Source organism: Nitratireductor lacus (assembly GCF_056431025.1).
Genome location: NZ_JBWKMB010000010.1, coordinates 1 through 22,514, shown reverse-complemented (window position 1 = coordinate 22,514; position 22,514 = coordinate 1). Strand labels below are relative to the sequence as shown.

Sequence of the window (22,514 nt, the reverse complement as noted above, 5' to 3'; positions counted from 1 at the left end):
GGCCGGCCTGTGCGGCCGTCGCGCGGTCGTGGCGCGTAGACGGATGATCAGGAGCATTCTCCGCCCTTGAGAGACCCGTTTGCGGCACTCACATGCCGGTGCGCCGACGTTCCCCGTCAAATATCGTCACACGGCTTTGGGATTTGGGCAAGGGCTCTCAGGCGGTCAATGCCAGGCGTTCGACATTGTCGCTCTTGCGACGGATCGCGGGCGCGGCCTCAGGCCGCCCGAGGAAATAGCCCTGGAAGCGGTTGCAGCCGGCGGCGCGTGCAAGATCGAACTCTTCTTCAGTCTCGATCCCCTCGGCGACGATTGTGAGGCCCTGAATGCGCGCGATCTGGGTGAGGGCTGAGACGAACACCTGGGCGATGCGGTCATGGCCAAGGTTGCGGATGTAGCTGCGGTCGATCTTGATCGCATCAATGGGCAGCGTCTTGATGTAGTTGAAACCGCAATGGCCGGTGCCGAAATCGTCCAGCGCGATGTGGAAACCCATCTCGCGCAGCCGTTCGATGCGGGCGATGATTTCAGGCGTCGCCGCGGTGGCGACGGTCTCGGTGATTTCGAGCACGAAGCGGTTTGCTGCAGCTCCTGTCTCACGCAGCACGCGATCGAGCATGTGCACGAGGCCGTCGCGCTTGAGCTGTTCGCCCGAGACGTTGATGCTAATGCGGTTGCAGGCGAAACGGTCGAGGTCGAGACAGGCGCGGCGGAACACCCATTCGCCGACCATGTCAATCAGGTTCGACCTCTCGGCAACGGGGATGAACTCGGCTGGCGAGACCATGCCGCGCACGGGATGCCGCCAGCGCACCAGACCTTCCAGCTCGATGCAGTTGCGCTCGGAGTCGGTCAGGGGCTGGTAGTGAAGCTCCAGCTCGTTGAGATAGATCGCGGCACGCAATTCGCGCTCCATGAAGCGGCGCTGGCGTTTTTCCGACAGCATGTCGGGATCGAAGACGGTGATACGGCCGCGACCGGCGCCCTTGCTCTCATAGAGTGCAAGATCGGCGAGCAGGGGAAGCTCCTTGTGGCTGCTCGCATGCTGGGGCGCCACGGCGATACCGATCGATGCGCCGAGTGGTATCTGATGCCCCTCGCAGGCCCGGCCTCTCTGCAGCATGGCGAGCAGTTTCTCGGCACGGGAGCGGCAGCGCGCGAGATCGTTGCCATACATCAGAATGGCGAATTCGTCGCCGCCGAGCCGGCCGATGGTGCAATCGGGGAAACAGTGTTTCGCGCAGGCGACCAGATGTGCCAGCGCTTCGTCTCCGAACTGGTGGCCGAACCCGTCGTTGAGCTGTTTGAAATGGTCGAGGTCGACAAGCAGGAGCATGATGCGGCGCGGCTTCGAAAGCGTGCCGATGCTGGTGTTGAGCTCGTCGAGAAACCGCCCGCGGGTGAGGGCGCCGGTGAGAAGATCGTTTTCGGTGAGCCGTGTGCGCTCGGCCTCGATGCGCACGGCATCCCTCAGCTGATCGGTGACGGTGCGTTTGAGGTACTCAAGCAGACCCAGGCCGGCGATGCTGAGCGCGAGGCAGGTGAAAAGCAGCCAGTCCGATACACTGCTTTCGCCAGGCGCGAGAAAATAAGCGGCGGCGGCGAGCGCGGTCGCAGTGATCAGCAGCGTCTGAACGCCGATATAAACACGCTTGCCGTTGCGGCGCACGGTGGAGAGGATGCTCATGACCCCCGATGTCTCCCCAAAACCCTTGGAAAGGAGAGAACAATACGAAACTTAAAGAGGGCGTTAATACTATTGCGCCGCAGAAAGAAAATTTTGCGGCGCAATAGCCGGATATCGAAGCCGCTTCTACTTCAGTGAAGCCGTGAAGCGCTGGATTCTGTTGCATGCCTCTTCGAGAAGGGCCTCGGAAGTGGCGTAGGAGATGCGGAAATTGGGGCCGAGACCAAAGGCAGAGCCGTGCACGACGGCCACGCCTTCCGCTTCGAGCAGTTCAGATACGAAATCTTCGTCGGTCTCGATCGTCCTGCCGGACGGTGCCGACTTGCCGATCAGTTCAGCGCAGGACGGGTAGACGTAGAACGCGCCTTCGGGAACCGGGCATTTAATGCCCCTTGCCTGATTGAGCATGGACACCACCAGGTCACGGCGCCCCTGGAAGATTCCCTTGTTCCTGGCGACGAAATCCTGCGGGCCGTTGAGTGCCTCGACAGCCGCCCACTGGGCGATGCTGCATGCGCCGGAGGTCTGCTGCCCCTGGATCATGTCCATGGCCTTGATGAGCTCGACGGGACCTCCGGCATAGCCGATACGCCAGCCTGTCATTGCGTAGGCCTTGGAGACGCCGTTCATGGTCAGTGTGCGCTCGTAGAGCTTCGGCTCCACCTCGGCGATGGTGTGAAACCTGAAATCTCCGTAGGTCAGGTGCTCGTACATGTCATCGGTCAGCACCCATACATTCGGGTGGGCGAGCAGCACGTCGGCAAGAGCCTTGAGCTCTTCTGCCGTATAGGCCGCTCCCGAAGGATTGGATGGCGAATTCATGATCAGCCATTTGGTCTTCGGCGTGATGGCCTTCTCGAGCGCCTCGGCGGTGAGCTTGAAGCCGTTCTCGATGCTGGTCTCAGCCGCGACCGGCGTACCGCCGCAAATGGAAACCATCTCCGGGTAGCTGACCCAGTAGGGGCTGGGGATGACCACCTCATCGCCGGCATTGAGCGTTGCCATCATGGCGTTGAACAGAACCTGCTTGCCGCCGGTGGCGACAATGGTCTGTTTCCAGTCATAGTCGAGATTGTTCTCGCGCTTGAATTTGGCTGCGATCGCCTCGCGCAGGGGCTGGATGCCGGAGACGGGCGTGTATTTCGTCTCGCCGCGATTGATCGCTTCGATTGCCGCTTTCTTCACATTGTCCGGCGTGTCGAAATCCGGCTCTCCTGCGCCAAGGCCGATCACGTCGCGGCCCTGAGATTTCAGCTCGCGCGCTTTCTGGGAAACCGCAATGGTTGCGGATGGTTTTACGCGTGAAAGGGCATCGGCAAGGAAAGCCATATTGGAGGACTCCGGTTCCTGTGAGATTTACACTGAGCTTCAGCGTGGTCCTTCATGTCCGATCGCGGAAAGAATCGCAAGCGGCCAGCCGTTTTGTGGCGTTAAACCAGTCGTTAACGGCGAATAAAGGCGTTTGCTGGCATTTTAAGCCCCATGAATGACGAGACTTGAGGAAGCGCAGTATGCCGCGCAGCATCGGCCTCGCCCACATCGCCCGCCAGGATGACGGGACGGCTGTGGGCATCTGGGGCGGTTACACATTGAAATCCGCCTTTCAGCCGATTTTCTCCTTTCGTGAAGGCCGTCTTCTCGTGACCGCCTATGAGGGGTTGATCCGCCCCTTTCGGGATGAGCGGCCGGTAGGCCCTGGAACGTTTTTTTCCAGCATTCCCGAGGTCGACCGCTTTCAGGTCGAAGCGCTTGCAAGAACGCTGCATCTTCTCAACGCCGGTGTCAGTCTCAGTGAAACCGCATCGCTTTTCGTCAATTTCGACCCATCGCATTTCGTCGATGCCGCGTCTGCGGCAAGTGCCCTGCGCGATGTTCAGGTTGTTCTGAAAGATTCCGGCATCACGGCCGAGCGCGTTGTGTGTGAAATCACCGAACAGGAAACGGGATCGGACGAGACACTTCTCGGCTTTGTGCAGGCGCTTAAGGGATATGGGCACCGGGTCGCAGTTGATGACTACGGAGCAGACAGTTCCGACCTCAAGCGCATCGAGGCTCTGGGACCTGACATCGTCAAGTTCGATGGCGCGTGGACGGGCCATCTTCTGGCATCCGCCCCCGGCGTTGCCATGTTGACCGAAATGGTCCGCGCCTTCTCCGAGAAGGGCATTCGCACCGTTTTCGAGGGAATTGAAACCGGCCAGCAGCTTGAGCTCGCCGAAAGCTGCGGTGTCTCCATGGTTCAGGGGTTCGCGCTTGCCCGACCGCAACTGGCTCCAGGTGCGTTCGAAGAGTTCGAGGCTGCGCGCGAGAGCGAGCGTCGACGGGCACTCGCCGGCACGGCGGAGCGCCTGGAGCAGGGCAAGGCCGAAACGACCATGCGCGATGTTTCGCCGAACAGAAGCGGACGCACCTTCGGTCGCCGTGGAACCTAGAAAGATGCCAGGACGATCTGCATCCCCGGTCTGCGGTGCGCTTATCGCCGATGAAATCGGTCTGGAGACGGGTGTGTACGGGGTCTACCGGCTCCGTTCCCTCTATCAGCCTGTTTTCCGGATATCGTCCGGCAGGCTGATGCCGGAGGGCCTTGAGGCGTCGGTATTGCCGCTGGTCGACTTCAGACCAGTGAAACCGGAAGTGCTTTTCTCCTCCGCCGACAGCGTCGCAGAGGGAGAACTACAGTCCCTTTGCAATCTGATGCATATCGGAAATCATCTTCATACCGGGCAGGAGAGCCTCTCGCTTCATCTTCCGTTCGGGCCGGCTCTGCTTCGCGGGCCCAAAGCGCTGGATCATCTGGCACTTGCATTCGCCCGGCTTGCGGAGACGGCCCTTTCTCCGCGGTCACTGGTGTTCTGCGTGTCGGGCACGGGGCCGGATGATCAGGGGATTTCCAGCCGGTTTCTCGAGACGATACGGTCGGCGGGCGTTCGCATAGCGGTGGACGGTTTTGGGGGGCAGCCTGACGTTCTTGAAACTGTCGACCGGGTTCAGCCCGACATCGTGAACGTCGACGGTTCATGGTTTCGCCGTGTGGCAAAAACTACGTCCGCGGTGCGATTGATGCGCCAGATGGCGGAAAACCTCCAGCGCGCTGGCATCAGGGTTTCGATCAAGGGGCTCGAGGACCCGGTCCATCTTCTGGCGGCGATGTCGGTCGGTGCCGATCTCGTGCAGGGTAACCTGCTTGCCAGGCCAAAGGAGGCAGGCTCTGTTATGGATCTGCGCCCGCTAAATGCTGCGCGGGTGCTCCGCGATCCCCGGAAGGTCGTTGTCTCGTTGAGGCAGGGATGGCGGTGAGGCTGGCCTGCTTCTCTCTCGCGGACGAAGCCCTGAAAAAGCAGAAGCCCGACAAGGCCGGGCTTCTGTCCTGTCGTCAGTTTTCGGAGCTGCCGTGTGTAGCCGACGGGTGATCCTGGTTTTCGCGATAGGCGGCGGCCACGGAGGAAAGATCTGTACCATTCTCGGGATCATTGTGGAGAAGGGCGATCCGGGCGGCGGATTCCGGGCTGGAAATGCGCTGCAGCATGGACGCGAATTGTTCGTTTTTCTGAACCTCAAGCGCTGCGCGTCTCGCCCAGGCTTCGCTCCTGACGCCGTCTTCGGGCTCTTCGGGCAACCTGTTCATCGAGGAGACACGGTATCTGCTTTCCACGGCGGCAGAGCCGCTTGAAGATGTGTGGGACTGGCCCTCGCCGGATGTGTTCGCGGGGGGCTGCGCCTGACCCGAAGAACCGCTGGAGCCCGTGGTTTCCCCATCGGCCGGTTGGGGCTGCGTCGTCCCATTCGACGGAGAAGCAGGGTCCTGGGTGTCCGGCTGTCTGACCGGTGGCGTATACCTGTCGATCTGTGGAAGGTTCAATATATTTCCGAGCAACACGAAGCGTCCTCTCCTGATTCTGGTGCAAATTTGTGCAACGGGTTGTGTCTGTTCTTCCGTTGCTACCAGAGAGGGATTTTGAAACGGTGTTCGGTGTCGGGAAAATTCGACACAAATTGCACGAATATTGTGTCGGATTTGTTCAGGCCGCGGCTTTGTCGCTGATGCCGGTCGGGGGTTGAGCTTTGCCGTTTTCGTCCATCTTTCCGGCAGCCATCTTCTTGCGCATCGCGCGCAACACCGCATTGAGAAGGTCGATGTCGATATAGAACTGCTTCGACAGTTCTGGAGCGATCTGGTCCATCGCAACGCCTTTCGTGAGCAGGCGCTTGACCTCTGCGATCATCGCCGACGGTTCAGTCAGGCGATTTTTGATTCCATTGTCGGTAGATTGGAGCATGGTATTCTCGCCGATTGAAAATCACGGACGCAACGAACCCAACGCTGGACAGAAATACCGCCGATAAATCGACCGATTGGCGGCAAGATTGTGGCTGTCCCCATTAATCACCGGGGCCACCCGAATCGCATTTATTATGCGCGCTCCGCGCTCGCGTGCAAGGTGCGGGATTCAACCCCAGCTAGAATGAAAAGACCCCCTGCGCAGGAACCGCGTTCGGCGAGCGAGCGTTTTCCAGTGCGAGCATTTTCTGCTTTGTGGTGATGCCGCCATGGGCGGAAAATCCGCCGATCCTGCCGCCGGCGGCAAGCACGCGGTGGCAGGGGATAATGAGGGGGATGGGATTCTGGCCCATGGCTGCGCCCGTTTCCCGGGTGGCTTTCGGAAATCCGACGCTTTCGCAAAGCGCGCCATAGGTTGTTGTTTCGCCATAGGCGAGGCGCCGCATGGCGGTGTAGAGCGCACGGTGAAACGGGCTGACGCCTGAAAGATCGAGAGGCACGCTGGAAAAGTCTTCCTGACCGCCGTCGAAATAGCGCCGTGCGGCTGCCACAAGATCGGCCATTGCGCCGGCCGGCTGAGTGGCTCTGGAATCCGGCAGGCGCTGTTTCAGCAATCGTTCGACAGGTTCTGCCTCGGGCGTGGGAAGAATGAAGCGCGCAAGCCCCGCTTCGCTCCAGCCTGCACCGCAAAAGCCAAAGGCCGTTTCGAACACGTGATAAGCACTGGAGGTCATGGCGCACCCAACCACACTGTTTTCAATGCTGCTTCTAGCATGGAAATACTATGGTACAAAGAGTGAACGGGCATTGTCCTGACATGAGATTGCCACGCTTTGCGTAGCACGATAGAAGGCGCGCGGGTGGGGATGATCTTATCGAAGGAATGCGCCTTGCCATTGTTTTCCCGAATGTTCGTTATCGGTCTCGTGATCGTCCTGCCATCCATGGCCGGTTGCACAACGACCGGGAGCGATGGTCAGGCCAAAGCCGATGCCACCGAAAGCAGCGCCGATGCGGCGGTTGTTGCGAACAGCCTGGTCGCAGAGCAGGATGCCGCGATCTCCGATGAAGACGTAAGCCCTGAAGCGTTTGCCGGCCAGCGTCCGCCTTCCGCCGCGCTGACGGCACTGGAAGCCGGCGCAAGTGTGGACCCCGTTGCTCCGCGCAGCGCCGAGCTCGATGCGCTGATCGCTCGGTATGCCGGCATCTATGAAGTGCCTGAGCGGCTGGTGCGCAGGGTCGTGAAGCGGGAGAGCAATTTTAATCCGACGGCCCGCAACCGCATCTATTGGGGGCTGATGCAGATTCGTCATGATACGGCGCAGACCATGGGCTATCGCGGCCCTGCTTCCGGTTTGCTGGATGCCGAGACCAATCTGAAATATGCGGTCAAATACCTCCGTGGCGCGTATATCACCGCCGGTGGAAACGAAGATCGCGCGGTGCGTTTTTATGCCAGCGGCTATTACTACGATGCCAAGCGCAAGGGACTGCTCCGGGAAACCGGGCTGCGCAACTGAAATGTTGCCTCGGCGGTAGTTGTCAGCAGCGTTCGAGCGCGCTCGATAATCCGGTTCTGACGAACTCTGGATTGGTGTATGTCTCCGCGCTGTCGGATACTGCCTGGCGGATCCGTCTTGCAGTGATCTGTCTTGCAGTGATGGGAAACGGCTGCCCGGAGGATTACGCATGAACGATTTGAACCCGGTGGGCACCATGCCGGTCGCCCACGACACATTGCCTCTTGCGATTTCCGTGCGCGGATTGGCCAAGCGCTATGGAGACGTCATGGCGCTGGACGGCATCGATCTGGATGTCCCGCGGGGCATGATCTTCGGCATTCTGGGGCCAAATGGTGCGGGCAAGACCACGCTGATCCGCCTGCTCGCCACACTCGCGCGTCCGGATAGCGGTTCCGCAACTGTCATGGGGCACGATGTTGTTTCAGACCCGCAGGCGGTGAGAGGCGTTATTGCGCTGACGGGGCAGTTTGCCTCGCTCGACGAAGACCTGACGGGTCGTGAAAACCTTGTCATGCTCGCCCGGCTCTGGGGCTTTTCAGGCAGTCTTGCCAAGGCGAGAGCGGATGAGCTGCTTGCAGCTTTCGAGCTCTCGGATGCAGCCAGAAAACAGGTCAAGTCCTATTCCGGCGGGATGCGGAGGCGGCTCGATATTGCCGCTTCGCTGATCGTCACACCGGGCGTCCTGTTCCTCGACGAACCCACGACGGGGCTCGATCCGAAAGCGCGGCAGGGCGTCTGGAAAATGATCCGCGCGCTCGCTCAGTCGGGCGTAACGATCCTTCTGACGACGCAGTATCTTGAGGAGGCCGATCAGCTGGCCGCGCGTATCGCCGTTATTGATCGTGGCCGCAAAATCGCTGAAGGCACGAGCCGGGAGCTCAAATCGGCCATCGGCTCCGGCTTCCTCCATGTTGCGCTTGCCGACAACGGACGGCTGGACGAGGCGGAGGCCATTCTGGAGCGGACATTGAGCGCGACCGTGCAGCGCAGCGCCGAAGGCGCCCAGCTTTCCGTAGTCGCCGGCTCGACCAGAGCCGCCAACGAAGCGCTTGCGTCGCTGATTTCAGCGGGGATAGAACTTTCCGACTTTTCTATGGGCTCACCGAGCCTGGATGAGGTGTTTTTCGCACTCACCGGCCAGCCCATGGAGGAAGAGACCGGGGGAGAGGCATCATGAGTTCCTTGGAAAACGGCCCGGCAATGCTGTCCAACCTTGCGCGGCCACCCCGGCCGTCCGCAATTTCCAATGCACTGACCTTTGGCTGGCGGGCGGTGCTGAAATTCAAGCACGTGCCTGAACAACTTTTCGACCTGATCATGACGCCCCTCATGTTCACGCTGCTGTTCACATTCGTTTTCGGTGGCGCGCTGGCCGGGTCCACGAGCGACTATCTGCAATTCTTCCTGCCCGGCATTCTGGTGCAGACCGTGGTCTTCAACTCTGTCTATTCCGGCATGGGTCTGTCGACGGACCTCTCCAAGGGCCTGTTTGAGCGCTTTCGCTCACTGCCCATCTGGTCCCTTTCGCCCTTTGCGGGGCTTATGGTGGGCGATGTTCTGCGTCACACCATTGCGGGGCTGATCATTCTCACCGTGGGACTTGTGCTGGGCTATCGCCCGGAAGCGGGGATCGCGGGGGTTGTCGCGTCCTTTGTGCTTCTGATCGCCATCGGGTTTGGTGTCGGCTGGATTTTCATCGTGCTCGGATTGCTGATCCGCACACCGATGACCGTGATGACCATCGGTTTCACATTCATCTTTCCGCTGGTGTTCGCCTCCAACATCATGGTGCGTCCGGAAACCATGCCGGGCTGGCTGGAGGCGTTTGTGGTGCGGAACCCCGTGTCGCACATGACGACGGCCCTGCGGGGGCTGATGAGCGGAACGGCCACAGGGGGCGATGTGGTGCTTGCGCTTGTTGCGCCGGCACTTTTGACAATCGTGCTGTCGCCACTCGTTTTGTGGCTTTACCGGCGCAGTTAGCTGTCGCGTTTTCGAGAGTGGAAATTGAGCGCGCCCCCGCGGGGGCGCGCTCGGACTTCATTAAATGAGCCTCGTTCTCTTCCCGCTGCGGGACAAGGTCAAACCCCCTGTCCTGATACTGGAAAAGGAGGCAGTCGACGCCATCAGCGCAACCGCTGAAGTGCTTCAGGTGCCCCGGCAGATCGTAGAACGAACCTGCCGGATACTCCGTCCGCTGACCGTCGATCACGACGTAAAATGTGCCCTTTAACACCACCGTCGGGATGGACCGGGTGTGATAGTGATACGGGTTGTCCTTGCCGGCGGGGAACAGGACGAAAGCCTCATAGGGGCCGTCGCCCGCCAGGTCGCCGCGGACATTGGCATATCTGATGCCGCCCGAATCCGGGATCTCGATCCACACGAGTTCCGATGCGGTGAAGGAAACGATCTTCTTCTTGAGCGATGCCAGATCCGAGCAGGCCGCAACCACAGCCGACAACGCGAAAAGAGGCAGGGCAATTCTCAAAAATGGCTTCATTGCAAAAGTCCTTGGTGCTCAAAATATGCACGGGGCGCTGCAATACCGGCCCCGATCTCGTGCTCCGACAGTCTGGCAGGCGCTCTGGTTTCGTGAATGCCGTGCCAACGCTGTTGACGATTAGCCGGGATGTTCGGATTTGATGTTTTTGTTTACTACGTAAACATCTGTTCTCATGGGTGTGCGTTAGAGAGTTTTTTTTATATTAAAAACAATATTATCCTGAGATTCATGCAGTCACGTTGTTTATGATGAAGTGGTATTATTGTTTATCTGCTCATACCAGTCGAATTGTATCAATTCGGCAATGGGTCCCTATCGCGCTCGCCCTGTCGCCGCGCGTGAGGTTATCGAAGGGTATGGGAGAACCGCGAATGGAAGGCGCGTCAGGCGTACACGGCGCGGCATCGGCGCCGTTCGCACCTGGTATGAGGTGCGGGATTTCAAGGCGAGGCGCAGCCGCCGGGCCCAGACCGCTTCAGCGTTTCACGGAATCGATGAAGCGGTCTAACCGTTTGTTTTCACGTAACTCCAGATGGAAGGCCGGTTTCCACTTTTCCTGGAATCGCTCTCAGCGGGGCGGCTGCGCTCGTGCTGCTCTGCCTTTCAGATGAAGTAGCTCTGCAGCGGGCGCACTTCGAGGCTGCCGGCCTTCAATGCGACAATGGCTTCGGCGGCAGCTTCCGCACCTGCCATGGTTGTGTAATAGGGCACTTTCTGCATCAGCGTCGCGCGGCGCAGCGATTTGGAGTCCGACATGGCCTTCTGGCCGTCTGTGGAGTTGAAGACGAGTTGAACCTGACGGTTGCGGATGGCGTCCTCGATGTGCGGGCGGCCTTCCAGAACCTTGTTGATCTTCTCGGCTTCGATGCCGTTTTCGCGCAGGAAACGGGCCGTGCCACCGGTGGCCAGCACATGCCAGCCGGCATCGGCGAGCCGCTTGACGGCCGGCAGGACGCGGGCCTTGTCGTCGTCTCGCACCGACACGAACAGGGTTCCTTCGCGCGGCAGGTCGACGCCGGCACCGAGCTGCGCCTTGGCAAAGGCGAGCGCATAATCGGTGTCGAGACCCATCACCTCGCCGGTGGATTTCATCTCCGGCCCGAGCAGCGTGTCGACGCCGGGGAAACGGGCGAAGGGGAAGACGGCTTCCTTGACCGCGATATGACCGAGGTCGCGCGCGTTCGGCATCGTACCGTAGTGGGCGAAGGCGTTTTCCAGTGTTTCACCTGCCATGATGCGGGCGGCGATCTTGGCGATGGGGCGGCCGATGGTCTTGGCGACGAAGGGAACCGTGCGCGAGGCGCGGGGGTTGACCTCGAGCACGTAGATCTCGCCGTTTTTGACGGCGTACTGTACGTTCATCAGGCCGCCGACCTTCAGCGCGCGGGCGAGGGCCGCGGTCTGCTGTTCCAGTTCTGCGACAAGGCCCTCGTCGAGAGAGTGAACGGGCAGGGAGCAGGCGGAATCGCCGGAGTGAATGCCCGCTTCCTCAATGTGCTCCATAATGCCCGAAACATAGGTCTGGCCGCCGTCCGAAAGGCAGTCCACATCCACTTCGACCGCTTCGGTGAGGTAGGTGTCGAAGAGGAGCGGGTTCTTGGACAGAAGCGTGTTGATCTGGCCCGTCTTGTCGGCCGGATACTTCTGGCGGATTTCCTCGGGTACGAGGCCCGGCACCGTATCGAGCAGATAGGTCTGCAGCATGGTCTCGTTGTGGATGATCTGCATGGCGCGGCCACCCAGAACGTAGGACGGGCGCACGACCAGCGGGAAGCCGAGTTCGGACGCCACGACGCGCGCCTGTTCCACCGAATAGGCGATGCCGTTCTTCGGCTGCTTGAGGCCCAGCTTGATGAGAAGCTTCTGGAAGCGGTCGCGGTCTTCGGCCAGATCGATCATGTCGGGCGCGGTGCCGAGAATCGGGATGCCGGCTTTTTCAAGCGCGTCGGCAAGTTTGAGCGGCGTCTGGCCGCCGAATTGCACGATCACGCCGTGCAGCGTGCCCGCGGCCTGTTCGGCGCGCAGGATTTCGAGCACGTCCTCAGGCGTCAGCGGTTCGAAATAGAGGCGGTCGGAGGTGTCGTAGTCGGTGGAAACCGTCTCCGGGTTGCAGTTGACCATGATCGATTCATAGCCGGCGTCGGCCAGCGCGAAGGTGGCATGACAGCAGCAATAGTCGAACTCGATGCCCTGGCCGATACGGTTGGGGCCGCCGCCGAGGATCACCACCTTCTTGCGGTCGGAGACGCGGGCTTCGTCTGCGACTGCGCCGGCGAAGGGCAGCTCATAGGTCGAGTACATATAGGCGGTGGGGGCCGCGAACTCCGCTGCGCAGGTGTCGATGCGCTTGTAGACCGGGTGCACGCCAAGGGAATGGCGTTTCTTTTGAATCTCTTCCGTCTCTTTCTTCGTGAGCGACGCGAGGCGCGCATCCGAGAAGCCCATGGACTTCAGCAGACGCAGGTTTTCCGCATCCTCCGGCAGGCCATGCTCGCGCACCCGCTCTTCCATGGCGAGAATCGCTGCAATCTGCTCCAGGAACCACGGGTCGATGCGGCACATGGCGTGGACGTCTTCGAGGCTGGTGCCGAGGCGGATGGCCTCGGCCACCATGCGCAGGCGGTCGGGCGTGGGCGTGCCGAGGGCCGCGCGAATGGCGTTCTTGTTTTCCGACGGATCGCCTTCCGGATCGTAGCCGGGGATCTCGATCTCATCGAGGCCGGTCAAGCCCGTCTCAAGACCGCGCAGCGCCTTCTGGAAGGATTCGGCAAAGGTGCGGCCGATGGCCATGACCTCACCCACCGACTTCATCGCGGTGGAGAGAACAGGCTTGGAGCCCGGGAACTTCTCAAAGGCGAAGCGCGGGATCTTGGTGACCACATAGTCGATGGACGGCTCGAAGGAGGCAGGCGTCGCTCCGCCGGTGATGTCGTTTTCCAGTTCGTCCAGCGTGTAGCCGACGGCGAGCTTGGCCGCGACCTTGGCGATGGGGAACCCGGTCGCCTTGGAGGCAAGCGCGGAGGAGCGCGACACGCGCGGATTCATCTCGATGACGACGAGACGGCCATTCTCCGGATTGACGGCGAACTGAACGTTCGAGCCACCGGTCTCCACACCGATCTCGCGCAGCACCGCAATCGATGCGTTGCGCATGATCTGATATTCCTTGTCCGTCAGTGTCAGGGCAGGGGCGACGGTGATGGAATCGCCCGTGTGCACGCCCATCGGATCGACGTTCTCGATGGAGCAGATGATGATGCAGTTGTCCGCGCGGTCGCGGACCACTTCCATCTCATATTCCTTCCAGCCGAGGACGGATTCCTCGATCAGAACTTCGGTGGTGGGAGAGGCATCGAGGCCCGACGAGACGATTTCGAAGAACTCTTCGCGGTTGTAGGCAATGCCGCCGCCCGTGCCGCCCAGCGTGAAGGAGGGGCGGATGATGGCAGGCAGACCGACAAAGTCGAGCGCCTGGGCGGCCACGCCCATGGCGTGGTTCATGTAGCGCTGCTTGCGGTCGCTCTCACCGAGGTTCCATTCGTTTTCAAGATCGTCCAGCGCCGTATCGAGCGCGTCGCCGGAGAATTTCTCCTTGAGCTCCCTGCGCTTTGCCTCATGTTTCTGGCGGTCGGCATTTTTGACGTCGGAGGCGTTGGCAAGCATCGAACGCGGCGTTTCGAGCCCGATCTTGGCCATCGCCTCGCGGAACAGCGAACGATCCTCCGCCTTGTCGATGGCTTCGGGCTGGGCGCCGATCATCTCGACATTGTAACGCTCCAGAACGCCCATGCGGCGCAGGCTGAGCGCGGTGTTGAGCGCGGTCTGGCCGCCCATGGTGGGGAGAAGCGCGTCGGGCCGTTCCTTGGCGATGATCTTGGCAACCACTTCCGGCGTGATCGGCTCGATATAGGTGGCGTCGGCAAGCTCCGGGTCGGTCATGATGGTGGCCGGGTTGGAGTTCACCAGAATGACTCGGTAGCCCTCTTCTCGCAGCGCTTTGACGGCCTGGGTGCCGGAATAGTCGAACTCGCAGGCCTGGCCGATGACGATGGGGCCGGCCCCGATGATCAGGATCGACTTGATGTCGGTGCGTTTTGGCATGAAAGATCACTCGCGCGTGTGAGCCGACGCCGCACGGGCGGGATGCCGCGCGCAGGCCGGGCAAAAATTGTCGGGCTAGGCGCGCCTTATAGGCAATGGGCGGCCCTGACGGAACCCCGAAAATGACGATTTCAACGCTACCAATGGACACGGGCGCCCATCATGGCCGGAAACTTGCGTTCGCTGTGGACGGGTGACACCGTAGTGCGACGTAAAATAGGGCTGAGCAGGCGCGATTCTCCGCGCGAAGCCCATACCTCGAGTATGTTTGAAATCGTTTGGGAGTTGTTATGGGAGCGCCCCGGGAGACGGCAACCTATCCGCCGCTCAACACACTGAAACCGGTGACGGAAGGTGTCTGGATCGTCGACGGACCTACGATTCCGTTCGGACCGCCCGGGCTCAAAATGCCGTTCCCCACACGCATGACGGTTTTCCGGCTTAACGATGGCGGACTGTTCGTGCACTCCCCGACGCATATGACGGAGGATTTGCGTGCCGGGATGGATGCGCTCGGACCCGTCCGGTACATCGTGGCGCCGAACCGCATCCACTACTGGTGGGTGCCATTCTGGCGGGGGGCATATCCAGAGGCGGAAATCTGGATGGCGCCACGCATCCGCGAACAGGCCGGAGGGCATATCGACTTCCCGACCCGCGAACTCACGGGAGACAGCGGTTATCCCTGGGATGCCGAGATTCGCACCCTGCCAATCTCTGGAAGCTTCATGACCGAGGTGGAGTTTTTCCATATTGGAAGCCGGACGCTCGTTCTGACGGATTTCATCGAGAATTTCGAAGCAGAGAAACTCAACTGGTGGCGGCGCATCATGGCGCGGCTGGGCGGTGTGCTGGCCCCGCATGGCGCGATGCCGCGCGATATGCGGCTGACTTTCGCAAAGCAGCGGCCGGCTTTGAAACAGGCGGTAGAAACCATGATTGGCTGGGCGCCTGAACGCGTGATCATCGCTCACGGGCGGTGGTTCGAGCGCGACGGCACGACGGCTTTGAAACGGTCTTTCGACTGGTTGCTCGACGGATAGCACCGCGCCGGCGCGGCACCGGGGTCAGACGGCCTGTTCGATCCGCTTTTCGGGTGGGGGCAGGGTGACCGCGGTGGCGAGAATGGAATCGAGAAGCCCCGGAAAACGCGCATTGAGATCGTCCTTGCGCAGCGAGATCAGCCTTTTCGTGCCGCACGGCTCGACACGGATGACGCCAGCCTCGCGCAGTTTCGCAAAATGATAGGACAGATTCGATTTCGAGCCCAACAGCTTGAACTCCGCGCAGGCGAGTGGTTCGTCACCACGTCTGGCGAGGTCGCCCAGGATGGCCAGTCGCGTCTGATCGCCAAGGACGGCAAGCACTTGGGGCAGTGATATCTGATCTACGGTTGGATGCTGTAACATGTCCTGAACACTAAGCTTTCGCAGGCAGGATGCAAGCCGTTCGCCGTGGCCCGGGCGCCATCCGCTGCGTTAACGCAAAGGCAGGAACCGACAGGATCGACGCGATCCGAGGTTGACATCGGGCAGGTTTAGTTCAAAAGTTCAATGGATTTTGAACTAAAGGATTTTCCCCATGGATAAGCGTCTCTTCCTGCTGGCGCTCGGTGCCTTTGCCGTCAGCACGGTCGCTTTCGTCTTCGCCGGCCTTTTGCCATTGATTGCCTCTGATACGGGGGCAACGGTCGCCGAGGCAGGCTATCTCGTTTCTGCCTACTCGCTTGCCTATGCGATCGGCACCCCCATTCTCTCGGCGCTGACCGGCGCGATGAACCGGCGCCGGGTCATTGCCATGGCCATGATGGCGTTCGTCGCGGGCAATCTGACGGCTGCCGCAAGTGGCGGCTTCGGGACGCTGTTTGCTGCGCAGATCGTGATTGGCATGGCGGGCGGACTGTTCGCGGCAACCGCACAGGCCGCGGCCGTCGCGCTTGCCGGCCCGGAACGCCGCGCTGCGGCGATTGCCGTCGTTGTGGGCGGAACCACCTTTGCGCTGGCTTTTGGAGCGCCCTCCGGCTCGCTGCTGGCGCATTACGTTGGCTGGCGTGGAACCTTTCTGGGGCTCTCCGGTGTGGGGTTTCTTTGCCTTCTAGCGCTCTGGTGGAAGTTGCCGCGCGATCTCGACGGTTCGCACACGCCGCTGGGAGAGAGACTTTTGGTGATCCGACGCCCGGGCGTCGCGCGGGCGATTGCGGTCACCCTGCTTTATCTGACCGGAGGGTTCACAATCATCGCCTATCTGGGCCCGATCGCCATCGATGGGGTGGGGCTGACACCGGGTTATCTGCCCGCAGTGCTTTTGGCTTACGGATGCGGCGCCATTCTCGGCAATTATGCGAGCGGGCGGCTGGCTGACCGGATCGGCGCGACCCGCGTCGTGGTCGGGTCCATGCTATTTGCTTCTCTCTTCGCCGTCGTTTTCAGCGCCATCATGCTGTTTGTGCCCGACACGGTCGCTGCACCGCTTCTCATCGCGCTTCTGGTGCCGTGGGGTTTTCTCGGCTGGACCTTTCCGCCCGCCCAGGCGAGCCGGCTGGTGGGGTATGCACCGGACGTGGCGGGGCTGACGCTGGCACTCAACGCATCAGCCATCTATTTCGGCATTGGACTGGGTACGCTCATTGGCGGGCGCGTGCTGGAATTCGGGCAGGTCTGGGAACTCGGTCTGGTCGCGGCCATCTTCCCGTTGCTTGCGCTTGCCTTTGTTCGACGCGGGCGCAGGACGCACGGCGCGGTGTCTGCTGCCTGAGACGCTCGACGTTCCTGCTGGCGATGCAAAAATCGCCGGCAGGACGTTGCCGCCTCCTCCGCGAGCCGGGAAACAACCTCTGGCCTTCTGGTGTATAAGCCGATAACTATCATCTATTGAAGGCAACTGGGAATTGCACGTATGCGCTGGAAGGGTCGTCGCCAAAGCAGCAATGTCGAGGACCGCAGGGGTCGTTCGGGAGGCGGAGGGTCGTTTCCTGGCGGATTTGGCCGGTCCGGCGGGCGTATAAGGCTGCCTATGGGAGGCGGCAGACGTGCCGGCGGCGGCCTCTCCGGTATCATCGTTCTGGTCGTGCTCTTCTTCGCCCTGCGCGCCTGCGGTATCGACCCGCTGGAGATGCTGGCCGGCGGGCCCGGTGGGAGCAACCAGACGACCACCACACAGCAGCAGGGCACCAGCGGTGCCAGCGATGAGATGAAGCAGTTCGTGAGCGTCGTGCTGGCCGAAACGGAAGACACCTGGAATGGCATTTTCGAATCCCAGGGGCTCGACTACAAGGAACCGGCCATGGTTCTTTTTACCGATTCCGTGCGCTCTGCCTGTGGCTTCGCCTCGGCAGCGACTGGCCCGTTTTATTGTCCGGGCGACCAGAAGGTTTATCTCGATCTCGGTTTCTTCGATCAGCTCGCGCGCCGCTTCGATGCTTCGGGCGATTTTGCACAGGCCTATGTGGTTGCGCATGAGGTGGGGCACCACGTGCAGAACGTGACCGGCATTTTGCCGCGCTTCAATCAGATGCGGCAGCGCATGAGCCAGGCCGAGGCCAACGCCATGTCGATCCGTGTCGAGCTGCAGGCCGACTGCTTCGCCGGTATCTGGGCACATTACACGGCCCAGAAAGGGCTGCTCGAAGATGGCGATATCGATGAAGCGCTGAATGCGGCCAACCAGATTGGCGACGATACGCTGCAACGCCGCACCCAGGGTTACGTGGTGCCGGAAAGCTTCAACCATGGCACGTCGCAGCAGCGGCGGACATGGTTTGCGCGGGGGCTCAAGAGCGGACGGCTGGCCGATTGCGATACGTTCAACGAGCCAATCTAGGCCTGGGCCAGTCGTTCCCCTACCACGCAAGAGGTGGATCGGAACATGTTTGGACTAGGACGAATACTCGGCCTTATTGTGGCTGTTGTCTGCGGGGCGGTCACGTCGCAGGCGCCTGAGTTTTCCCAGCAGTATAGACAACGGCTCAACGGCGCCCAGGACGAGTTGAGGCAGGTCATCGAAGCCTTCGATGCCGATGCGGCCAACAACAATCTGAGCCGCGAAAACGCTATTCGGGTCTACGAAAAGACGGGCAGCACCTTCCTGCAGAACCGCGCGGCCTCCGTTCGGACCGCCATCGGCCGCCTGGGCGATCTGGAGCGGCAGTCACAGGCCTTTGACGAAGCCATGCCCGTGCTCAGACCTCTGGTTGTAGCGCGTGCGCCCGACGGTCCTGTCCTGCAGGGAGCCTTTCGGGACTTTGAGCCGGCCATCCCCATCACGTTGCACGGATTTGTGTGGACCGGCGCGGGCCTGATCCTGGGCTTTTCCATCATGTGGCTGCTCGGCCTGCCTTTCAGGCGGAGGAAGCACTATCCGGCGCGCAATCTTCGCGTGTAGAATTGCAACTACCCGTTTAACGCGTTCTTAAAACCCGCAGACTAGGTTGCCGCCAACAAAAAATGCTTGGGTGGGCAACATGATTTCTCGGTTAGGATGCGTACTGCGCTCCGGCGCGCTTCTGTGTCGGCGTTTTGGGACCGACAGGTCTGGCAATTTCGCAATGATGACGGCCCTGTCGGCCATGGCGCTGGTCGGTGCTTCCGGCTTTGCCATGGATTACTCGAATATGAGCCGTGAGCACTCGCAGTTGCAGAATGCGCTCGATACAGCGGCGCTGGCCGTGGCGCAAAGGGGAAAGAAGATTTCCGATGCGGAGGCGGAGAGCATTGCGCGCTCCTTTCTCGACGGCAATCTCCCCAAAACATACTATGCGCTAAAGGTCGATCGCGATGGCCGCTCCGTGCGTGTTACGGCCAATGTCGATGTCGACCTGCTCTTTGGCGGGATATTCGGTAAGGATTCCATGCCGGTCAATGCAGCCTCTCAGGCCGATGTTGCCCTGGTCTCATATGAAATCGCACTGGTGCTTGACACCACCGGCTCCATGGGCGGGCGCAAGCTGCGCGACATGAAAAAAGCCGTCGAGGAAATGATCGACAATATTTCCGCGCAGGTGGACAACAAGGAGCGCCTGCGCTTTGCGCTTGTGCCATTCTCGACCTTTGTGAATGTGGGGCCGCAATATGGCCCGGAGTTTGACGACAAGGGGAAGATGAAGGAGGGGACAGGGGCGCCCTGGCTTGATCTTTACGGGGAGAGCGAGGTTCCCCAACTCGAGCTTCAGACCGGCATCAGCCGCTTCCAGGCCTACAACCGTCTCGGCGTCGAGTGGAAGGGCTGCGTCGAGACACGCATGCGCGATGGCACCACGCGGCACGACGTGGCGGCAACACCTGCGGACCGTCGGGACCCGGCCAGCCTTTTCGTTCCTGCGTTTGCGATCGATGAGCCGGAAACGGATCGCTCAGAGCGCTTCTATAACGATTATCTCGACTCGTCGGTCGATCCTCTGGACAACAGTGTCCTGGGCAAAGTGAAGAAGGTTGGTAAATACGGTTTCGATCTTCTGGGGAATGTGCTGGGTGGCAAGAAGCCCAAGCCAAAGCGTGATGCCCCGGGGCCAAACTACATGTGCAGTTCCGAGCCGCTGACGCCGCTCACCAACGACTATGCGATGCTGAAGTCGAAGGTGAGGCAGTTCGAGGCGGAGGGCAACACCAACATCATGGAAGGCGTTTCCTGGGGCGCACGCGTCCTCTCGCCGGACGAGCCATTCCCTGCGGGGAATTCGGAGGATGGCCTGGTCAAGGTCATGGTTGTCCTGACGGACGGTGCGAACACGTTTGGCGTTCTGCGCAACCGTCTTCGGTCTCGCTACACGAGCTTTGGCTATATGGTGGAGGGCCGCCTCGACGGGGAGGTCAACGCCAGCTCCAGCAAATCCACCAGGCTGATGAACGACAAGACGATCGAGGCCTGCGATTTTGCCAAGAAGAGCGGCATCGACATCTACACGATCCGGCTCGAGGTCCGCGATACCGGAACGGATGACATGATGCGCACCTGTGCGAGCCGGCCCGATCAGTATTTTGACACACCTTCGAGCCGTCAGCTCAAGGAAGTGTTCGACAAGATCGGCGAACAGATCGTGAAGCTGCGTCTTTCTTCCTGACCGAAGCAGGCAGACGCAAAAAATGAAGAGGGCGGCCCGAGGCCGCCCTTTGCTTATTCGGCAAGAGCCGGCTCGCCCCGCCGTTCACGGATCAGATTGGCGAAGCGGCGGAAGAGATAGTGAGAATCCTGGGGGCCGGGGGACGCCTCCGGGTGATGCTGGACCGAGAAGACGGGCCTGCCGACGATCGTCAGGCCGCAATTGCTGCCGTCGAACAGGGAAACATGGGTTTCCTCGACACCTTCCGGCAGCGTGTCGCCATCGACCGCGAAACCATGGTTCATGGAAACGATCTCGACCTTGCCGGTGGTGAAATCCTTCACCGGATGGTTCGCGCCGTGATGGCCCTGATGCATCTTGACGGTTTTGGCGCCGAGTGCGAGCGCCAACATCTGATGACCGAGGCAGATGCCGAAGACCGGGATTTCCGTTTCAAGCAGTTCGCGGATCATCGGTACGGCGTATTCGGCAGTGGCTGCCGGATCGCCCGGACCGTTGGAGAGGAACACGCCATCGGGCTGCATGGCGAGGATGTCGGCGGCGCTGGTCCTGGCGGGAACCACGGTCACTTTCGCGCCGAGGCCGGCCAGAAGGCGCAGGATGTTGCGCTTTGCGCCATAGTCGACCGCGACGATGTGGTGGGTCGGCGCATCCTGCGCGCCGAAGCCCTCGTCCCAGACCCAGGGCGTTTCCGTCCAGCCCTGCGTCTGGCCCGAGGTGACTTCCTTTGCGAGATCGAGGCCGACGAGCCCCGACCATTCGCGCGCCTTTGCCCTGAGCGCTTCGATATCGAACGTGCCGTCGGGACTGTGCGCGATGACGGCGTTGGCTGCACCCTTTTCGCGCAGGAGGGCGGTCAGGGCGCGCGTGTCGACGCCGCTGATGGCAACAAGGCCGCGCCGTTTCAGCCAGGCGTCGAGATGACCGTTGGAACGATAATTTGATGGGTTCGTGATATCGGCGCGGAAAACGGCGCCGACCGCGCCTGCACGGGCAGCCGGATTGAGGTCTTCAATGTCTTCGTCGTTGGCGCCGACATTGCCGATATGCGGGAAGGTGAAGGTGACGATCTGGCCGGCATAGGACGGATCGGTGAGAACTTCCTGATAACCGGTCAGGGCCGTGTTGAAGCACAGCTCGCCGATTGCCTCTCCGCCGGCGCCCATGCCCTTGCCCTCGATCACTGTGCCGTCGGCCAACACGATCAGGGCTGTCGGCCGGCTCGTGGTCCAGGGGGCGGTCTTGGTCGCCATTGGGGTCTCCATCATTCGTGTGCCTGAAGGCGGTCGCGGGCAGGAGGCCGGCGCGCGCTTCAGGTTTCCTTAACATGATCTGCGAGCAGACCGGTTCTCACTTTTTGCCGTCGAACGCAAGGGGGCAGAAGCATGGGGGGCTTGAAAGACGGTCTCGCATGGGCCATATGCCCCAGCGAAATGGATCCGCGACATGGCGCCCGCGATATGGCGAGAGCCGGTGGATTCAGGCCGAAAAGGAAATTGTCCATGCAGGGTGCGGACAATAGGCAAAGGCTGTAAAACGGTCAATCACTCGCAAATAATTATTTATGTCAATGTTTCCAATGGCTTATTGGAGCGTTGCCGCTTGCTTCGCGAGTTGGCCGGAGCTATGTTCGTCCCTAGCGACGGGAGACAGGTGTTATGATGCGCGAGAAACTCGCCAGGGCGTTGAACGACGCCGTCAAGCAGAAAGACAAACGCCGCATTTCAACGCTGCGTCTGGTTCAGACTGCAATCAAGGACCGGGATATTGCCAATCGCGGGGCGGGCAAGGATCCCGTGAGCGATGAGGAAATTCTGCAGATTCTGTGCAAGATGGCCAAGCAGCGGCAGGAATCCGCGAAAGCCTTCGAAGAGGGCAATCGTCTGGAGCTTGCCGAGCAGGAGCGCGAGGAAATCTCGGTGATTACCGAGTTCCTGCCCAAGCCGCTCGGCGAAGACGATCTGAAGCAGGCCTGCGCGCAGGTGGTTCATGAGGTTGGCGCAGACGGACTTCGTGACATGGGCCGGTGCATGAATGTGCTCAAGGAGAAGTTCCCCGGGCGCATGGATTTCGGCAAGGCCAGCGGCATCGTCAAAGGCATGCTGCGCTAGATCGCCGTGCGTCCATCCGGACGCACAAAGGGCGATCTAAGTTATTGATTGAGCATCGGAATAGCCCGAAAACCGGTTTCCACTTTTCGGTCCGATGCGCTACGCAGACGGACAAATTTTTCGAGAAATTTTCAGGGCGGCTCAACCGAGCCGCCCTCAGACTGCTGACAAACCCCTGGCATTTGCCGGGGGTTTTTGATTCACTGGGTCATGTTGAAGACACCGGCCCCCGAACAGACAGCGCTCGAGATG

The 22,514-nt window shown here is 60.8% G+C and carries 20 protein-coding genes and 1 pseudogene; 12 read left to right on the top strand and 9 right to left on the bottom strand.

The window, feature by feature from the left end; genetic code table 11:
- Window positions 1-157: 157 nt before the first annotated feature.
- Both AC07E3_RS10015 and AC07E3_RS10010 read right to left on the bottom strand, forming a co-directional pair.
- Complete coding sequence (locus AC07E3_RS10015; RefSeq protein ID WP_336067715.1) at window positions 158-1,687, bottom strand: putative bifunctional diguanylate cyclase/phosphodiesterase; 1,530 nt, start codon at window positions 1,685-1,687, stop codon at window positions 158-160.
- A gap of 126 nt (window positions 1,688-1,813) precedes the next feature.
- Window positions 1,814-3,016, bottom strand: a complete 1,203-nt coding sequence (locus AC07E3_RS10010; protein ID WP_478361609.1) for a pyridoxal phosphate-dependent aminotransferase — start codon at window positions 3,014-3,016, stop codon at window positions 1,814-1,816.
- A 182-nt stretch (window positions 3,017-3,198) separates the two neighbouring features.
- Between AC07E3_RS10010 and AC07E3_RS10005 the strand changes: the two genes are divergently transcribed.
- Together AC07E3_RS10005 and AC07E3_RS10000 are read left to right on the top strand one after the other, a co-directional pair.
- Window positions 3,199-4,119 (top strand): EAL domain-containing protein, encoded by a 921-nt coding sequence (locus AC07E3_RS10005; RefSeq protein WP_478361607.1) that lies wholly within the window; start codon window positions 3,199-3,201, stop codon window positions 4,117-4,119.
- Between the two features lie 4 nt (window positions 4,120-4,123).
- The gene (locus AC07E3_RS10000; protein ID WP_478361605.1) at window positions 4,124-4,984 is read left to right on the top strand and encodes an EAL domain-containing protein; all 861 of its coding nucleotides are present in this window, start codon (window positions 4,124-4,126) and stop codon (window positions 4,982-4,984) included.
- A 76-nt stretch (window positions 4,985-5,060) separates the two neighbouring features.
- On the opposite strand, the gene AC07E3_RS09995 is transcribed toward AC07E3_RS10000, so the two are convergent.
- From AC07E3_RS09995 to AC07E3_RS09985, 3 genes are all read right to left on the bottom strand, one after another.
- A complete protein-coding gene (locus AC07E3_RS09995) occupies window positions 5,061-5,312 on the bottom strand; it encodes a hypothetical protein (protein WP_478361603.1) in 252 nt (83 codons plus the stop codon).
- Between the two features lie 394 nt (window positions 5,313-5,706).
- Complete coding sequence (locus AC07E3_RS09990; protein ID WP_478361601.1) at window positions 5,707-5,964, bottom strand: hypothetical protein; 258 nt, start codon at window positions 5,962-5,964, stop codon at window positions 5,707-5,709.
- 181 nt (window positions 5,965-6,145) lie between these two features.
- Window positions 6,146-6,700 carry a methylated-DNA--[protein]-cysteine S-methyltransferase gene (locus AC07E3_RS09985; RefSeq protein ID WP_478361599.1) on the bottom strand — a complete coding sequence of 185 codons (555 nt, stop codon included), beginning with the start codon at window positions 6,698-6,700 and terminating at the stop codon, window positions 6,146-6,148.
- Window positions 6,701-6,856: 156 nt separating this feature from the next.
- Between AC07E3_RS09985 and AC07E3_RS09980 the strand changes: the two genes are divergently transcribed.
- The 3 genes from AC07E3_RS09980 to AC07E3_RS09970 all read left to right on the top strand — a co-directional run bounded on the left by AC07E3_RS09980 (window position 6,857) and on the right by AC07E3_RS09970 (window position 9,472).
- Entirely contained in the window at window positions 6,857-7,486 is a 630-nt protein-coding gene (locus AC07E3_RS09980; RefSeq protein ID WP_478361597.1) for a transglycosylase SLT domain-containing protein, read from the top strand.
- Between the two features lie 169 nt (window positions 7,487-7,655).
- The gene (locus tag AC07E3_RS09975; protein ID WP_478361595.1) at window positions 7,656-8,666 is read left to right on the top strand and encodes an ATP-binding cassette domain-containing protein; all 1,011 of its coding nucleotides are present in this window, start codon (window positions 7,656-7,658) and stop codon (window positions 8,664-8,666) included.
- Window positions 8,663-9,472, top strand: coding sequence for an ABC transporter permease (locus AC07E3_RS09970; protein WP_478361593.1), 810 nt, complete (start codon window positions 8,663-8,665; stop codon window positions 9,470-9,472). The genes AC07E3_RS09975 and AC07E3_RS09970 overlap by 4 nt, the downstream gene beginning before the upstream one ends.
- A 172-nt stretch (window positions 9,473-9,644) precedes the next feature.
- On the opposite strand, the pseudogene AC07E3_RS09965 reads toward AC07E3_RS09970, so the two are convergent.
- Window positions 9,645-9,875: pseudogene (locus AC07E3_RS09965) on the bottom strand (cupin domain-containing protein); the annotation flags it as partial.
- On the opposite strand from AC07E3_RS09965, the gene AC07E3_RS09960 reads away from it, so the two are divergent.
- A complete protein-coding gene (locus AC07E3_RS09960; RefSeq protein ID WP_478361813.1) occupies window positions 9,844-10,116 on the top strand; it encodes a hypothetical protein in 273 nt (90 codons plus the stop codon). The pseudogene AC07E3_RS09965 and the gene AC07E3_RS09960 overlap by 32 nt on opposite strands.
- A 482-nt stretch (window positions 10,117-10,598) precedes the next feature.
- On the opposite strand, the gene carB is transcribed toward AC07E3_RS09960, so the two are convergent.
- Window positions 10,599-14,096 (bottom strand): carbamoyl-phosphate synthase large subunit, encoded by a 3,498-nt coding sequence (gene carB / locus AC07E3_RS09955; protein ID WP_478361591.1) that lies wholly within the window; start codon window positions 14,094-14,096, stop codon window positions 10,599-10,601.
- Between the two features lie 290 nt (window positions 14,097-14,386).
- Here carB and AC07E3_RS09950 point away from each other — a divergent pair, with 290 nt between their 5' ends.
- The gene (locus AC07E3_RS09950) at window positions 14,387-15,139 is read left to right on the top strand and encodes a DUF4336 domain-containing protein (protein ID WP_223005901.1); all 753 of its coding nucleotides are present in this window, start codon (window positions 14,387-14,389) and stop codon (window positions 15,137-15,139) included.
- A gap of 24 nt (window positions 15,140-15,163) precedes the next feature.
- On the opposite strand, the gene AC07E3_RS09945 is transcribed toward AC07E3_RS09950, so the two are convergent.
- On the bottom strand, window positions 15,164-15,505 hold the full coding sequence (locus AC07E3_RS09945; protein ID WP_336067750.1) for an ArsR/SmtB family transcription factor: 342 nt from the start codon (window positions 15,503-15,505) through the stop codon (window positions 15,164-15,166).
- Between the two features lie 172 nt (window positions 15,506-15,677).
- Here AC07E3_RS09945 and AC07E3_RS09940 point away from each other — a divergent pair, with 172 nt between their 5' ends.
- From AC07E3_RS09940 to AC07E3_RS09925, 4 genes are all read left to right on the top strand, one after another.
- Entirely contained in the window at window positions 15,678-16,850 is a 1,173-nt protein-coding gene (locus AC07E3_RS09940) for an MFS transporter (RefSeq protein ID WP_478361588.1), read from the top strand.
- A gap of 141 nt (window positions 16,851-16,991) precedes the next feature.
- Window positions 16,992-17,915, top strand: a complete 924-nt coding sequence (gene ypfJ / locus AC07E3_RS09935) for a KPN_02809 family neutral zinc metallopeptidase (protein WP_223005898.1) — start codon at window positions 16,992-16,994, stop codon at window positions 17,913-17,915.
- 45 nt (window positions 17,916-17,960) lie between these two features.
- Entirely contained in the window at window positions 17,961-18,476 is a 516-nt protein-coding gene (locus AC07E3_RS09930) for a DUF2937 family protein (protein ID WP_478361586.1), read from the top strand.
- A 163-nt stretch (window positions 18,477-18,639) separates the two neighbouring features.
- A complete protein-coding gene (locus AC07E3_RS09925) occupies window positions 18,640-20,151 on the top strand; it encodes a VWA domain-containing protein (protein WP_478361584.1) in 1,512 nt (503 codons plus the stop codon).
- 53 nt (window positions 20,152-20,204) lie between these two features.
- Here the strand turns inward: AC07E3_RS09925 and carA are convergent, their stop codons facing one another.
- On the bottom strand, window positions 20,205-21,404 hold the full coding sequence (gene carA / locus AC07E3_RS09920) for a glutamine-hydrolyzing carbamoyl-phosphate synthase small subunit (protein WP_336067761.1): 1,200 nt from the start codon (window positions 21,402-21,404) through the stop codon (window positions 20,205-20,207).
- Between the two features lie 408 nt (window positions 21,405-21,812).
- Here carA and AC07E3_RS09915 point away from each other — a divergent pair, with 408 nt between their 5' ends.
- A complete protein-coding gene (locus AC07E3_RS09915; protein ID WP_065815337.1) occupies window positions 21,813-22,262 on the top strand; it encodes a GatB/YqeY domain-containing protein in 450 nt (149 codons plus the stop codon).
- The last annotated feature ends 252 nt before the right edge of the window (window positions 22,263-22,514 follow it).